This window comes from Staphylococcus canis (assembly GCF_016238445.1).
Lineage (GTDB): Bacteria > Bacillota > Bacilli > Staphylococcales > Staphylococcaceae > Staphylococcus > Staphylococcus canis.
Genome location: NZ_JABANU010000006.1, coordinates 71,310 through 85,463 on the forward strand (window position 1 = coordinate 71,310; position 14,154 = coordinate 85,463).

Here is a 14,154-nt window from a genome sequence, read left to right on the forward strand (position 1 = left end):
GTTAACTCATGGGTTACAGAAAATTAGGTCGTACTTCAGATCATCGTAAAGCAATGTTACGTAACTTAGCGACATCTTTAATCGTTAGTGAACGTATCGAAACTACAGAAGCTCGTGCGAAAGAATTACGTAGTGTTGTTGAAAAATTGATCACTTTAGGTAAAAAAGGTGATTTAGCATCACGTCGCCAAGCAGCTAAAACATTACAAAATGTTGAAATCTTAAACGAAGATGAAACAACTCAAACAGTTTTACAAAAACTGTTCGGTGAAATCGCAGAACGTTATGCAGAACGTCAAGGCGGATACACTCGTATTCTTAAAGTAGCACCACGTCATGGTGACGGTGCACTTAAAGTTATCATTGAATTAGTATAATTAAAATACACACTACTACATTTAAAGCAAATGAGTGCAACGATAATGTTTGCCACATACAAATATTGTCTAGCTCAGAGTGCCCCATCTAACTAAATATTGACGACAAAGCGTGAACTCAATAGGATGGGGTGCGCGCTTTTTTATTGGTGGTGTTTTTTATTTAAATAGCATCATTACTAACATAGGTTGAGACAAAGAAGGCCAGTATTATTTAAGGACCGTAACCGTATGATCGGCAAAATGTGTTGCTTAAACCTACTGACAAGCGCTATCAAGGTTTCATGGCGCGTCTATTCTTGACGTCTCAACCTTTTTCTATACATACAATTTATAAAATTCAACGTTTCATGTAAAATAAGGATAAAAGGTTGAGAGGAGCTCGTGTTATGTCAGATATCCCATTGTTACAGTTTAAAGATGTTACATTTCAATATGATTCAGATGGACCAGCGATATTAAAAAATGTCAGCTACGATGTTTATCCTGGACAGTGGGTATCAATCGTGGGTCATAATGGTTCAGGCAAATCAACTATGGCCAAACTTATAGCAGGAATCGAGCAAACATTTGACGGTGATATCCTAATTGATCAATCCTCTATTAAGGGCACAGAGTTATCTGCCTTTCATCACCATATCGGTATTGTCTTTCAAAACCCAGATAATCAGTTTGTAGGCTCAACTGTTAATTATGATGTGGCATTTGGCCTTGAAAACAAATCAGTCCCTACCGAAGAAATGCATGAGATTGTAGCACGTGTATTAAAAGATGTGGATATGTACGATAAACAAAATCATGAACCCTCAGCTCTTTCAGGTGGTCAAAAGCAGCGCGTTGCAATAGCTGGTGTTCTAGCATTACAACCTAAACTCATCATTTTAGACGAAGCGACAGCAATGCTTGATCCTGAAGGGAAACGAGAGATTTTTGACATGATTAAAAAATTGAATCATGTACATCAAGTAACGGTCATCTCAATTACGCATGATTTATCTGAAGTGGTAGAGTCAGATAAAATTATAGTGATGAACCAAGGGCGTATAGCGATGTCTGGCTCTGTCGCATCAATTTTTAAACACAGTCATGAACTCCTTGAAATGGGGCTTGATTTACCATTTGAAATGAGAATTGCTCAGAAACTAAATTTAAGCCAAGCATACTTGAATTATGACGAATTATTGGAGAGTCTCACATGATTAAATTTGAAACAGTCTCATACGTTTATCAACAAAAAACACCATATGAATATTTAGCGTTGAACCATATTACTACTTCTTTTGAACAGGGGCGCTATTACGCTATTATAGGTAAAACTGGTTCGGGCAAATCAACGCTTATTCAACATCTTAATGGCTTGCTTAAACCGTCAAAAGGACAAATGGTCTTTTACGATACCGTTGTTCATCATAAAACGAAAGACAAAGCATTAAAAGCTATCCGCAAATCAGTCGGAATGGTCTTTCAATTTCCAGAGTCTCAACTTTTTGAAGAAACTGTTGAAAAAGAAGTATTATTTGGACCTAAAAATTATGGACAAGATTTAAAGCGTGCAAGAACGAAAGCTGTAGAAATGTTAGAACGTCTCGGCTTTGATGCTGAAAAAACAATGAAACAGTCTCCATTTATGTTATCAGGAGGTCAGATGCGTAAAATAGCACTCGTTGCAATTCTCGCTATGGAGCCTGATATTTTAGTGTTAGACGAGCCAACAGCAGGACTAGATCCAAAAAGTAAACACCAACTGATGCAGTTATTTAAAAAGTTACAAACAGAAGAAGGTAAAACGATTATTTTAGTTACACATGATATGAATGATGTTGCAGCTTATGCAGACTATGTCAAAGTCATGCAAAAAGGGATGATTAAATGTGAAATGACACCAGAAGCTTTATTTTGTCAAACGGATTATGTGAGAGCTATGCATTTAGATATACCGGATATAGTGATGTTACAACAAGATGTCGAAAAGCGTCTAGGTATCCATTTTGATCATCTCGCAATGACTGAAGATGATTTTGTACAAATGTATCAAGAATGGAGTGAATCTCATGAAAGATAAGCTGATTATAGGACGTTATCTTCCTCTCAATTCACCCATTCATCATCTTGATCCAAGAGCTAAGTTCATTTTTGTATTTTTCTTCATCATGGTTATTTTTATCAGTCATGCTTGGTTGTCGTATGTTTGGTTAGCGCTCGTATTATATACAATTTTACGTTTTTCACGTGTGCCATTAGGTTTTTTATTAAAAGGTTTAATTCCGATATTTATCTTTTTGAGTTTTACATTTATCATGCACTTGTTTCTTACGAAAGGCGGTACGCGTCTTGTTGAGTTCGGGATGATTAGTATTGATTCACATGGTATCAATGAAGGTGCTTTAATTGTGTTGAGGTTATCGTTTATTATGATTGTTTCAACCATGCTAACGCTCACAACCAGTCCTCTCGATTTAACAGATGCCTTTGATCGACTGTTTAAGCCGCTTAATTATATTAAGATACCTGTTCCAGCGTTAAGTATGATGATGTCGATTGCCTTACGATTCATACCAACACTCATGGAAGAACTCGATAAAATTATGCTTTCACAAAAATCGAGAGGCTCTGATATCAGTTCAGGATCGCTTGCTAAAAGGATTAAAGCCTTTGTCCCATTACTTATTCCATTATTCATTTCAGCTTTCCAACGTGCAGAAGAGCTCGCTGTTGCTATGGAAGTAAGGGGATATGATGCGAATAGCAAACGTACAAGTTACCGTACGCTTGAGTGGAGCACGAAAGATACAATTGCAGTATTGACGATTATTCCAATTGGAGTGATATCCGTACTTATTAAATTTATATTTTAGAAAGGATGCCAAATATGCAAAGAGTACTCGTCAAAATTAGTTATTACGGTGGAGACTTTTTAGGATTTCAAATTCAAAATCAAGGGCGCACAGTACAAGGATATTTTGAAAAGATTTTAAAACGCATGCATAAGCATCCAGTTCGAATTCATCCCTCGAGTCGTACTGACCGCGGTGTTCATGCAAAAATGCAATATTTTCACTTTGATACCGAGTTAAATATTAAAGCAACGCAATGGCAGTATGCGATGAACCGTGCGTTACCAGATGATATTTATGTCCATGAGGTGAGCTTTGTTAGTGAAGATTTCCATTGCCGTTATGATTGTGTAGGGAAGACTTATCGTTATGCGATTTATCAAGATGAGCACCGCAATCCTTTTCAATCGAAATTGAAGACTTATATCTCTGAACCATTAGATATTGAAGCGATGCAAGAAGCGGCACACCATTTTATTGGGACGCACGATTTCACCTCATTTTGCTCGCAAAAAACAGAAGTTGAGAGTAAAGAAAGAACAATTTATGAAAGTCGTATTGAAAAGACATCAGATGGTTTAGATTTTATTATTACAGGATCCGGCTTTTTATATAATATGGTTCGAGTTATTATGGCATTTTTACTTGAAGTTGGGAAAGGTAAACGTCATCCCGAAGAAGTACCAGAACTGTTGAAAGCAAAAGACCGTAATCAAGTACCACATACTGCACCAGCAGAAGGACTATATCTTGAGAAAGTATATTTAGCGGATACTGAATTAAAAGAAGACTTCGGGACAAATATAAAAATTCATTATAAAAAATCCCTACAAAATTCAGTAGAATACATTGACAATTGACGATAAAAATTATATCATAGTTAACGGTATTGTTTTATATCACCCCACGATAAGCCCCGGAAACTTATTGTGTTACAAGATATAGAAGCAGGACAGATCAACAGTTAACGGAATAAATTATCTCGTTTAAAATTGTTAATGCAACACATTCAAAACTAAGCATTATTTATTCACTAGGAGGACTATAGTTATGCGTCAAACATTTATGGCTAACGAATCAAATATTGAACGCAAATGGTACGTTGTTGACGCTGAAGGACAAACATTAGGTCGTTTATCTTCAGAAGTTGCAGCTATCTTACGCGGTAAAAATAAAGTAACTTATACACCACACGTTGATACTGGTGACTACGTAATCATCATCAACGCATCTAAAATTCAATTCACTGGTAATAAAGAACAAGATAAAATTTATTACCGTCACTCAAATCACCCAGGTGGTTTAAAATCAATCACTGCTGGCGAATTAAAACGTAAAAACCCAGAACGTTTACTTGAAACTTCTATCAAAGGTATGTTACCAAGTTCACGTTTAGGCGAAAAACAAGGTAAAAAATTATTCGTTTATGGTGGCGCTGAACACCCACACGCTGCACAACAACCAGAAAACTACGAGTTACGTGGTTAATTAGAAGGAGGAAATTACATTGGCACAAGTTGAATATAAAGGCACAGGCCGTCGTAAAAACTCAGTAGCACGTGTACGTTTAGTACCAGGTGAAGGTAACATCAAAGTCAACGATCGTGACGTACGTGACTACTTACCATTCGAATCATTAATCTTAGACTTAAACCAACCATTCGACGTTACAGAAACTAAAGGTAACTATGATGTATTAGTTAACGTACACGGTGGCGGTTTCACAGGTCAAGCACAAGCAATCCGTCACGGTATTGCACGTGCATTATTAGAAGCAGATCCTGAATACAGAGGTTCTTTAAAACGCGCTGGATTACTTACTCGTGACCCACGTATGAAAGAACGTAAAAAACCAGGTCTTAAAAAAGCACGTCGTTCACCACAATTCTCAAAACGTTAATATCAGGTTATATCAATGTTTACAGCACTTTCCAACTTTTGTTGGAGGGTGCTTTTTTTGTGCCTATAAAGTAAAAATAATTAACCAAAAGTTTGTTAATTATTTCACATATACTATTGTGATTTTTGTCACAAACTGTTATAATAATATTGTAATAAAAAAAACGAAACGCGTTTCATTTTCACTAAGGAGAGATAAAGATAATGAAAAAAGTAAGTATTATTGGTTCAGGTGCGGTAGGGGCGACGACAGCGTTCTTACTATCAGAGAAAGATTATGTGAATGAAGTGGTTATTGTTGATATCGATGAGGATAGAGCTAAAGGAAATGCGATGGATATGATGCACGGAGCAAAAGTATCAATGGCAAAGCGCGTCATTTCTGGAGGATATGAAGATACACAAGATTCAGATGTTGTCATTATTACGATAGGCGTGCCTGAAAAGGTAGGAGAATCTAGACTTATTCCATTACAAAAGAATGCAGATATATTGAATGATATTGTACCTAAAATTGTAAAGGCAAGTCCTAATGCTAAAATTCTTGTCGTGAGTAATCCGGTTGATATTTTAGCGTATCTCACATATAAAATTTCTGGTTTACCTGCACAACAAGTGATTGGTTCTGGAACGTTACTTGATTCTTCAAGACTAAGCTATTTATTAAGTCGTGATTTCAATATTAGTGATGAAAGTATTCAAGCGACAGTAGTTGGGGAACATGGTGATTCACAAGTCGTGTTATGGAGTAAAACAACAATTGGTGGTTTACCTGTTGAAGACTTTGCGAAACTTCAAGGTATCGAGTTACCCCAAGATTATAAACAAAAAATTGAACAAGAAGTGAAAGATACCGCATTTGATGTATGGCAAATGAAAGGACCAAACTGTTATTGTGTCGCAAACGCTATTGAAAAAATTGTGAGAACGATTTTGCGTCATGAGCGTCAAATCTTACCTGTTTCAAATCTATATACACCATCTGACTCAGAGGAAGGGCTATTCTTAAGTCGACCATCTATTGTTAGTGGAGAGGGTGTTGAACAACAACTTAACTTTGATTTAGCAGAATCTGAGCGTCAAAACCTTCAACATTCTTACCAATTAATGTCAGAAATTGTACAACAAATAAAATTATAAGGTGATAGAGATGAGTAACCAAATGGAGCGTAACAAACAGTCACAACCTGTCAATATCATTAATATTTTAAAGTTCGTCATCTGTACGATTTTAGGTATTGTGATTGTCCTAATCCCGTTTTCATTTAGTAACGGGGTAGATACTGTTTTATTTCATTATTTAAAACTTGTTGTTCAGGCATTATATACACCTATTCAAGTTTTAATTATATTAGCTTTTGTAATTTCAGCATTATTAGCAACTTATGACATGATCGCTAAACCAGCTTGGATTAGAGAAAATCCAACGCTTAAAAATTTATTTTCAACAACACCTTTCTACTTATTCAATCGAATCATGGGGGCTGTAATTAGTTTACTGTGTTTCTTTAAATTCGGACCTCAAGTCATTACATCAATGGAAACTGGTGGCGCGATGCTTGATCTCGCGACGCAACTGAGTGTCCTCATTCCAATTATGTTATTGCTTCAAACATTAATTTTAGAATTTGGTGCAATGGAGTTTATTGGTGAGTTAGTTGGGTTTATCATGCGACCTTTATTTAAAATGTCAGAAATGACAGCAGTAAGTGCAATCAGTGCTTGGGTTGGTCCAGGTAACGCAGCTATTCTAGGAACAAAAGAATTGTTTGAAAAAGGATATTTCACTGTAAAAGAAGTTGCAGCAATTGGAAGTCAATTTGCGATTTCAAGTGTCGGATGGGTCGTTCTTGTATGTAGTGTCTTAGATGTGATGGATAAGTTCGGTATGATATTTCTAGGTATTACACTGATTGGTATGATTGTTGCAGCAATTAGTGTGCGTATTCCTCCTATATCAAAATATCCAGACGTTTATGTGGATGGTAGTACAGAACGCCATGTCGAAGTAGATCAATCTCAAAGTAAATGGCAAAGAGCAATCGGAAATGCTTGTTTAAGAGCTTCACAAGTGACAGCTCAAAATTTCATTTCTAAAAAAGATAACATGATGTTTTATGTTTTATGGCTCATGCCGATTATCGTATTTTGGGGAACTATTGCGCTCGCAATATCAGTATATACACCATTATTAGGTTGGGTATCTTATCCGGTAGAACTTGTATTGAATCTATTTAATGTGGCTGAATCTAATATTACAGCAAGTGCCATTATGTCAGGATTTGCTGATAACTATTTACCAGTTATCTTAGGGAGTAAAGTGACATCAGCTGAGAGTCGTACAATTATAGCGATGATGAGTATTCTGCAGTTGATCTTTATGTCAGAAATTGCAACATTACTTAAATCAACAGGCGCGCTTAAAAACTTTAAAGACATTTTAATTATTTTCTTACTAAGAACTTTTATTTCATTACCGTTTGTTATATTATTTGTTAAAATAATTCTATTTTAATGCGTAGGAATGAGAAAATATGGGTGAAAATATTAAAACAATCGTTCAAGCGTTTCAAATTATTGAACACATCTCAAATCATAGAGTTATGGGCATTTCTGAGTTGAGTAAAGCATTGGATATGCCAAAAGCAACGATTTTTAGAACGATTAAGACATTGGAAAATTTAGATGTGATTCAACAAAATGATGATGCTACATATACACTGGGATACAAAATGCTTGTCTACAGTCAAAATGTTGATGTGGCTAGTCAGTTGATCACGCTTGCAAAACCTTTAATGAAGCGAATTGCGGACAATTTTGGTGAGACGGTAAATTTAGGGATACCCTATAAAACAGAGGTGCTCTTTATCCATTCTGAAGTAGGAGAATTCTATACATTACAACCGCAATTAGCACGAACAAGTCCGATGTATTGTTCAGGTATTGGTAAGTTATTTTTAGTGGATATGACGGATTCAGAGGTCAAAACGTATATCTCAACCGCTAAAAAAAGGACAATTCATACATTAACGACATTTCAACAATTTGAACAAGAAAAAGCGAAAATTATAAGAGAAGGCTATGCGTTAGATGAAGAAGAGTACGAATATGGATTATCGTGTATGGCGATTCCAATTAAAGATAAAGCAGGTCAAACTCGAGCAGCATTAAGCATCTCAGGACCAACAAGTCGACTCAAATTTAAAGGGTATGAGACTTTACTGGAGCAATTAAAAGCAGAAGTAAAAACATTAAATCAACAGTTATTGGCCATTGATTATTTCGAATCATGAGCGAAAATAGCGTAAAGTGGTAACCTTACTTTGAAAGCATGCTCTTTTTTGTTACCCTAAACCTTAGGTAATGTTTTATAACGAATTTATCTAAGTTTACACCGTGTTTACAAAGAGGTGGAGCAGATGCTTGAAAAGTTCGAAAAACTTGCGAATCATGTTGTTACACAAGTTATTGCATTGATAATATCGATAGGCTTTGTAGTGTTAAGTCTTATGAATATTATTGAAGGCAGCTCAACGATAAAAGTTGTGCTAAGTATTTTACCATTAATTGTTTTTAGTATTAGTGGTATTATTACGATTTATAATATAAAAAGACTGGTACGTGAAAAGCAATAGATTGATTCTGACCAAGAATCATTGATATAAAAAAGCTCGACCTGATAGTGGGGGTCGAGCTTTTTTATGTTGTATTTTTAAAAATGTTGAATTTTTGTTTGATTTTTAAGCCTTTTTTTGTTTGAATTTGGGTATATATGTAGTAAATTAATAATAATATTACGAATTGGCTTAACAATACATTTGGAATTCAAAATGTTAAAATTAAAATATTATAAAGGTGTGGGGTATTTGAATAAATATGAGCGCTTAGATGAGATTGCACGTCGTGTGAATGAGAAAGGGACAATCCGCATTACTGACATTGTTGAGGATTTAAATGTTTCTGATATGACAGTAAGACGTGATCTTGTTGAATTAGAAGAACAAGGTATTTTGACTAAAATTCATGGTGGCGCAAGAAGTAATCTCGCTTATCAATATAAAGAAATGTCACATCATGAAAAGCATACTAAAAACAGTAAAGAAAAATTAGAAATTGCCAAAAAGGCTGCAGAGTTAATTGAAGATGGGAATACTATATTCTTAGGTCCAGGCACAACGGTTGAAATGCTTGCGAAAGAAATACAAAACGAACGGTTATCGGTAATAACGAACTGCTTGCCAGTATTTCAAATCTTACAACCGAAAAAAACAGAGCAATTTTCTGTGTATCTCATTGGAGGAGCACAACGTCAGTTAACGGAGTCCTTTGTAGGAGAAATGGCGAATACATTGCTTGAAAAAATGCGTTTTTCAAAAATATTTTTTAGCGCAAATGGTATTAAAGGTAATGATGTAATGACTTCATCATATGAAGAAGCCTATACACAAAAGTTAGCCATCGCGCATTCAAATGAAAAGTATATTTTAGCTGATGACTCTAAGATGGGAAAAGAAGATTTTGTTTCTTTTTGTCAATTAAAAGATTTAACAGCGATTATCACAAATGAATTAAATGAAGAGCAACTGACAACAATGCAACATTACATTGAAGTCATTTAAATTAAACACGTAAATCAAGAGTTAGAACATTTTATTCGTTCTAGCTCTTTTTTTTGTTTAATGTTGATAAGTTCACACAATTATCAAACATAAAACAACGTATAATGTTGAATTAATGTTTGATTGGGTGTATAATTTAAACATAAAGATATGAAAGCGTTTGTAAATGTGCATGTCAACAAATAATTCGGAAGGATGATCATTGTGAAAGTGATTATTGGTGCAGACCAACAAGGTTTGGAGCTAAAAGAACATATTAAAACATTTTTAAACGACAATCATTACGATGTTGTCGATGTAACAAGTGAAGATTTAAAAGATTTTGTGGATGTCACTTTAGCTGTAGCAAAAGAAGTGCAACAAGCTGATGACAATTTAGGGATTGTCATTGATGAGTATGGTGCAGGTAGCTTTATGGTAGCAACAAAAATTAAAGGCATGATTGCTGCTGAAGTTTCAGATGAGCGTTCTGCATATATGACACGTAGTCATAATAACGCGAAGATGATTACAATGGGCTCAGCGTTAGTTGGTAAAACATTAGCACAAAACATCGTTAAAGGCTTTGTTGAAGGTGCTTACGATGGTGGACGTCACCAAATTCGTGTAGATATGTTAAATAAAATGGGATAACAGGAGGCTAAAACTTATGAAAATTGCAATTGGTTCTGATCATATTGTAACTGATACAAAAATGGAAGTATCACAATTTTTAAAATCACTTGGACATGAAGTGATTGACTGTGGCACATACGATTTCACACGTACACACTATCCTATCTTTGGTAAAAAAGTAGGTGAAGCGGTGACAAGTGGTGAAGCTGACTTAGGTGTTTGTATTTGCGGAACAGGTGTAGGGATTACCAATGCTGCAAATAAAGTGCCAGGTGTGCGTACAGCATTAGTACGTGATATGTCTTCAGCATTATACGCTAAAGAACAACTCAATGCGAATGTAATTGGATTTGGTGGAAAAATTGTTGGTGGATTATTACTAAATGACATTGTTGAAGCATTTATCAATGCGGAATACAAACCAACTGAAGAAAACAAAGCACTTATTGATAAAATCCAAAAAGTAGAATCAATCAATGAACATCAAAACGATGAAGATTTCTTTAATGAATTCCTTGAAAAATGGGATAAAGGCGAATATCACGATTAATTCACAATCACATCAGTAACTGAATACACATTAGAGGTTAGGTCATCAATACTTCGTAAAGACATCGTTCAACGTCTTATAGAGGGATATTAAACGTTTAAGATACGATAAATACGTCGATCGTTTGGCGTCTCATCGGCATTGTTGTCCCAGCCTCACATTAATATAAGAGGTGTCAAGAATGAGTACAAAACAAGAATTTTTAAAAAAAGTAAGTAATGATAAAGGAATTATTTCAGCGTTAGCATTTGACCAACGTGGTGCTTTAAAACGCATGATGTCAAAGTATCAAGAAGGTGAACCTCAAGTAGCAGATATGGAGAAACTTAAAAAATTAGTTTCTGAAGAGTTAACACCATATGCCTCTTCAATCCTTTTAGATCCAGAGTATGGCTTACCTGCAACTGAAGTAAGAGCAGATGATGCCGGATTATTACTTGCTTATGAAAAAACAGGATATGACGTTAATGCGAAAGGACGTTTACCAGATAGTCTTGTAGATTGGTCAGCAAAACGTATTAAAGAAGCAGGCGGTCAAGCTGTTAAGTTTTTATTATATTATGACGTGGATGATGAAGCGGAGATTAACAATCAAAAAGAAGCTTACATCGAGCGTATTGGTTCAGAATGTAAAGCAGAAGATATCCCATTCTTCTTAGAAATTTTAGCATACGATGACTCAATTGCAGATAATAAAGGGCCTGAATATGCAAAGGTAAAACCGCATAAAGTTATCGAAGCGATGCGTGTATTTTCAAAAGAACGTTTTGGTGTGGATGTATTAAAAGTAGAAGTTCCAGTTGACATGAACTATGTAGAAGGATTCGGTGATGGTGAAGTGGTTTATACACGTGAAGAAGCAGCTGAATTCTTTAGACAGCAAGATCAAGCGACACACTTACCATACATTTATTTAAGCGCAGGTGTATCGGCGAAGTTATTCCAAGATACATTACGTTTTGCTCATGAAGCGGGAGCACAATTTAATGGTGTACTTTGCGGACGTGCGACTTGGTCAGGTGCTGTTCAAGCGTATATCGAACAAGGTGAAGGTGCAGCAAGAGAATGGTTACGTACTGAAGGTTACAACAATATTCAAGAACTCAACAAAGTTTTAGAAGAAACAGCGGTTGCATATAAGGAAAATCATTAATTTACTAATTTGATCGTGGAGGCGATTTCGATGAACAGAGAAGAAGTGTCAATGTTAGGTTTTGAAATTGTAGCATATGCAGGAGAAGCGCGTTCAAAATATTTAGCCGCACTTAAAGCAGCAGAAGAAGGCGACTATGATAAAGCAGAACAACTTATTGAAGAAGGGAATCAAAGCATTGTAGACGCACATAATGCACAAACATCATTACTTCAAAAAGAAGCAGCTGGGGATGATATTGCCTACAGTGTAACAATGATGCATGGTCAAGATCATTTAATGACGACGTTATTATTAAAAGATATGTTAAAGCACATCATTGAATTGTACAAAAGAGGGAGCTGACATCTATGAATAAGCTAATCGCATTTATCGAAAAGGGGAAGCCATTTTTTGAAAAGCTCTCACGTAATATTTATTTAAGAGCAATTCGTGATGGATTTATTTCAGCAATGCCTGTCATCTTATTTTCAAGTATTTTCTTATTGATTGCTTACGTGCCAAATATTTTTGGTTTCACATGGAGTAAACAAGCAGAAGCACTGATTATGAAACCTTATAGCTATACGATGGGTGTTGTAGGATTACTTGTTGCAGGAACGACGGCTAAAGCTTTAACAGATTCATATAATCGAAAGTTAGAAAGTACGAATCAAATTAACTTTATCTCAACGATACTCGCATCGATTTGTGGATTTTTATTTCTAGCATCGAATCCGCTTGAAGAAGGTGGATTTGCGAGTGCATTTATGGGAACAAAAGGTTTACTTACAGCTTTCTTATCAGCATTTATTACTGTTATGATTTATAACATCTGTGTGAAAAACAATGTCACAATCAAAATGCCAAAAGAAGTGCCACCTAACATTTCACAAGTTTTTAAAGATTTAATTCCATTTGGCCTTGTGATTATGGTGCTATATGGATTGGATTTACTTTCAAGAGCTGCGATCAATACTAATGTAGCAGAAGCTATTGTGAAATTTTTTGAACCATTGTTTACAGCGGCAGATGGATGGGTTGGTATTACCATCATTTTTGGTGCCTTTGCACTCTTCTGGTTTGTTGGGATTCACGGACCATCAATTGTAGAACCTGCAATTGCAGCGATCACTTATGCCAACATTGAAACGAACTTTAATTTACTACAATCTGGAGAACATGCAGATAAGATTTTAACTCCAGGTACACAAATGTTCATCGTTACAATGGGGGGAACAGGTGCGACATTAATTGTACCATTCCTATTCATGTGGCTCTCTAAATCAAAACGAAACAAAGCAATTGGACGTGCTTCAGTTGTCCCAACATTCTTCGGGGTGAATGAACCTATTTTATTCGGTGCACCAATTGTATTGAACCCAGTATTCTTTGTGCCATTTATCACTGCGCCGATTGTTAACGTATGGATCTTTAAATTCTTTGTTGATTTCCTAGGTATGAATAGTTTCAGTGTGGTTTTACCTTGGACGACACCAGGACCTCTAGGGATCATCATGGGTACAGGATTTGAAGTATGGGCGTTCGTATTAGCGATTACTTTAATTATTGTCGATGTAGTTATCTACTATCCATTCTTCAAAGTATATGATCAACAAGTATTAGAAGACGAGCAAAAAGGAATCGACTCTTCGGACGAATTGCGTTCAAAAGTTGCAGATAATTTTGACACGAAAAAAGCAGATGCAGTTATTGCGTCATCTGTAGGTGCAACTACTGCACAAGAAGTTGAGGCAAAAGCTGATGAATCTATTACAGGTACGACAACTTCAGAAGCAGATGATATTACAGAACAAACTAATGTCCTTGTATTATGTGCTGGCGGCGGTACAAGTGGTTTACTTGCGAATGCTTTAAATAAAGCAGCAGAAGAACACAACAAACCTGTGAAAGCTGCTGCAGGTAGTTACGGTGCACATACTGACATTATGAAAGACTACGATTTAATCATCTTAGCACCACAAGTTGCTTCAAACTATGAGGACATTAAACAAGATACAGATCGTCTTGGTATTAAACTTGCGAAGACACAAGGTGCAGAATATATTAAGCTGACACGTGATGGTGAAGGCGCATTACAATTCGTTAAAGATCAATTTAAATAAAA

Annotated in this window: 17 protein-coding genes; all 17 read left to right on the forward strand. The window is 35.7% G+C overall.

Annotated elements, in window-relative coordinates; genetic code table 11:
* Positions 1-8 precede the first annotated feature (8 nt).
* The 17 genes from rplQ (at position 9) to HHH54_RS03625 (ending at position 14,152) form a co-directional block, all read left to right on the forward strand.
* Positions 9-377, forward strand: a complete 369-nt coding sequence (gene rplQ, locus HHH54_RS03545) for a 50S ribosomal protein L17 (protein WP_198617460.1) — start codon at positions 9-11, stop codon at positions 375-377.
* 389 nt (positions 378-766) lie between these two features.
* Positions 767-1,576 carry an energy-coupling factor transporter ATPase gene (locus HHH54_RS03550; protein ID WP_198617461.1) on the forward strand — a complete coding sequence of 270 codons (810 nt, stop codon included), beginning with the start codon at positions 767-769 and terminating at the stop codon, positions 1,574-1,576.
* Positions 1,573-2,439, forward strand: coding sequence for an energy-coupling factor transporter ATPase (locus HHH54_RS03555; protein ID WP_198617462.1), 867 nt, complete (start codon positions 1,573-1,575; stop codon positions 2,437-2,439). The genes HHH54_RS03550 and HHH54_RS03555 overlap by 4 nt, the downstream gene beginning before the upstream one ends.
* Complete coding sequence (locus HHH54_RS03560) at positions 2,429-3,232, forward strand: energy-coupling factor transporter transmembrane component T family protein (RefSeq protein WP_198617463.1); 804 nt, start codon at positions 2,429-2,431, stop codon at positions 3,230-3,232. The genes HHH54_RS03555 and HHH54_RS03560 overlap by 11 nt, the downstream gene beginning before the upstream one ends.
* Positions 3,233-3,246: 14 nt before the next feature.
* Positions 3,247-4,071: a tRNA pseudouridine(38-40) synthase TruA gene (gene truA / locus HHH54_RS03565; protein ID WP_198617464.1), complete on the forward strand. Its 825-nt coding sequence runs from the start codon at positions 3,247-3,249 to the stop codon at positions 4,069-4,071.
* A 190-nt stretch (positions 4,072-4,261) separates the two neighbouring features.
* A complete protein-coding gene (rplM, locus tag HHH54_RS03570) occupies positions 4,262-4,699 on the forward strand; it encodes a 50S ribosomal protein L13 (protein WP_198617465.1) in 438 nt (145 codons plus the stop codon).
* Between the two features lie 19 nt (positions 4,700-4,718).
* The gene (rpsI, locus tag HHH54_RS03575; RefSeq protein ID WP_016426376.1) at positions 4,719-5,111 is read left to right on the forward strand and encodes a 30S ribosomal protein S9; all 393 of its coding nucleotides are present in this window, start codon (positions 4,719-4,721) and stop codon (positions 5,109-5,111) included.
* A gap of 203 nt (positions 5,112-5,314) precedes the next feature.
* A complete protein-coding gene (locus HHH54_RS03580) occupies positions 5,315-6,250 on the forward strand; it encodes an L-lactate dehydrogenase (protein ID WP_198617466.1) in 936 nt (311 codons plus the stop codon).
* A gap of 10 nt (positions 6,251-6,260) precedes the next feature.
* A complete protein-coding gene (locus tag HHH54_RS03585; protein WP_232796228.1) occupies positions 6,261-7,625 on the forward strand; it encodes a YjiH family protein in 1,365 nt (454 codons plus the stop codon).
* Between the two features lie 19 nt (positions 7,626-7,644).
* Entirely contained in the window at positions 7,645-8,403 is a 759-nt protein-coding gene (locus tag HHH54_RS03590) for an IclR family transcriptional regulator (RefSeq protein ID WP_198617467.1), read from the forward strand.
* Positions 8,404-8,529: 126 nt separating this feature from the next.
* Positions 8,530-8,745, forward strand: coding sequence for a hypothetical protein (locus HHH54_RS03595; protein WP_198617468.1), 216 nt, complete (start codon positions 8,530-8,532; stop codon positions 8,743-8,745).
* Between the two features lie 231 nt (positions 8,746-8,976).
* Positions 8,977-9,729 (forward strand): DeoR/GlpR family DNA-binding transcription regulator, encoded by a 753-nt coding sequence (locus HHH54_RS03600; RefSeq protein WP_198617469.1) that lies wholly within the window; start codon positions 8,977-8,979, stop codon positions 9,727-9,729.
* Between the two features lie 204 nt (positions 9,730-9,933).
* Positions 9,934-10,362, forward strand: a complete 429-nt coding sequence (gene lacA, locus HHH54_RS03605; RefSeq protein WP_198617470.1) for a galactose-6-phosphate isomerase subunit LacA — start codon at positions 9,934-9,936, stop codon at positions 10,360-10,362.
* Between the two features lie 16 nt (positions 10,363-10,378).
* On the forward strand, positions 10,379-10,894 hold the full coding sequence (gene lacB / locus HHH54_RS03610; RefSeq protein ID WP_198617471.1) for a galactose-6-phosphate isomerase subunit LacB: 516 nt from the start codon (positions 10,379-10,381) through the stop codon (positions 10,892-10,894).
* Between the two features lie 181 nt (positions 10,895-11,075).
* Positions 11,076-12,047: a tagatose-bisphosphate aldolase gene (gene lacD, locus HHH54_RS03615; protein ID WP_198617472.1), complete on the forward strand. Its 972-nt coding sequence runs from the start codon at positions 11,076-11,078 to the stop codon at positions 12,045-12,047.
* Positions 12,048-12,077: 30 nt separating this feature from the next.
* On the forward strand, positions 12,078-12,392 hold the full coding sequence (locus HHH54_RS03620; protein ID WP_198617473.1) for a PTS lactose/cellobiose transporter subunit IIA: 315 nt from the start codon (positions 12,078-12,080) through the stop codon (positions 12,390-12,392).
* A 5-nt stretch (positions 12,393-12,397) separates the two neighbouring features.
* Positions 12,398-14,152, forward strand: coding sequence for a lactose-specific PTS transporter subunit EIIC (locus tag HHH54_RS03625; RefSeq protein WP_198617474.1), 1,755 nt, complete (start codon positions 12,398-12,400; stop codon positions 14,150-14,152).
* Positions 14,153-14,154 lie beyond the last annotated feature (2 nt).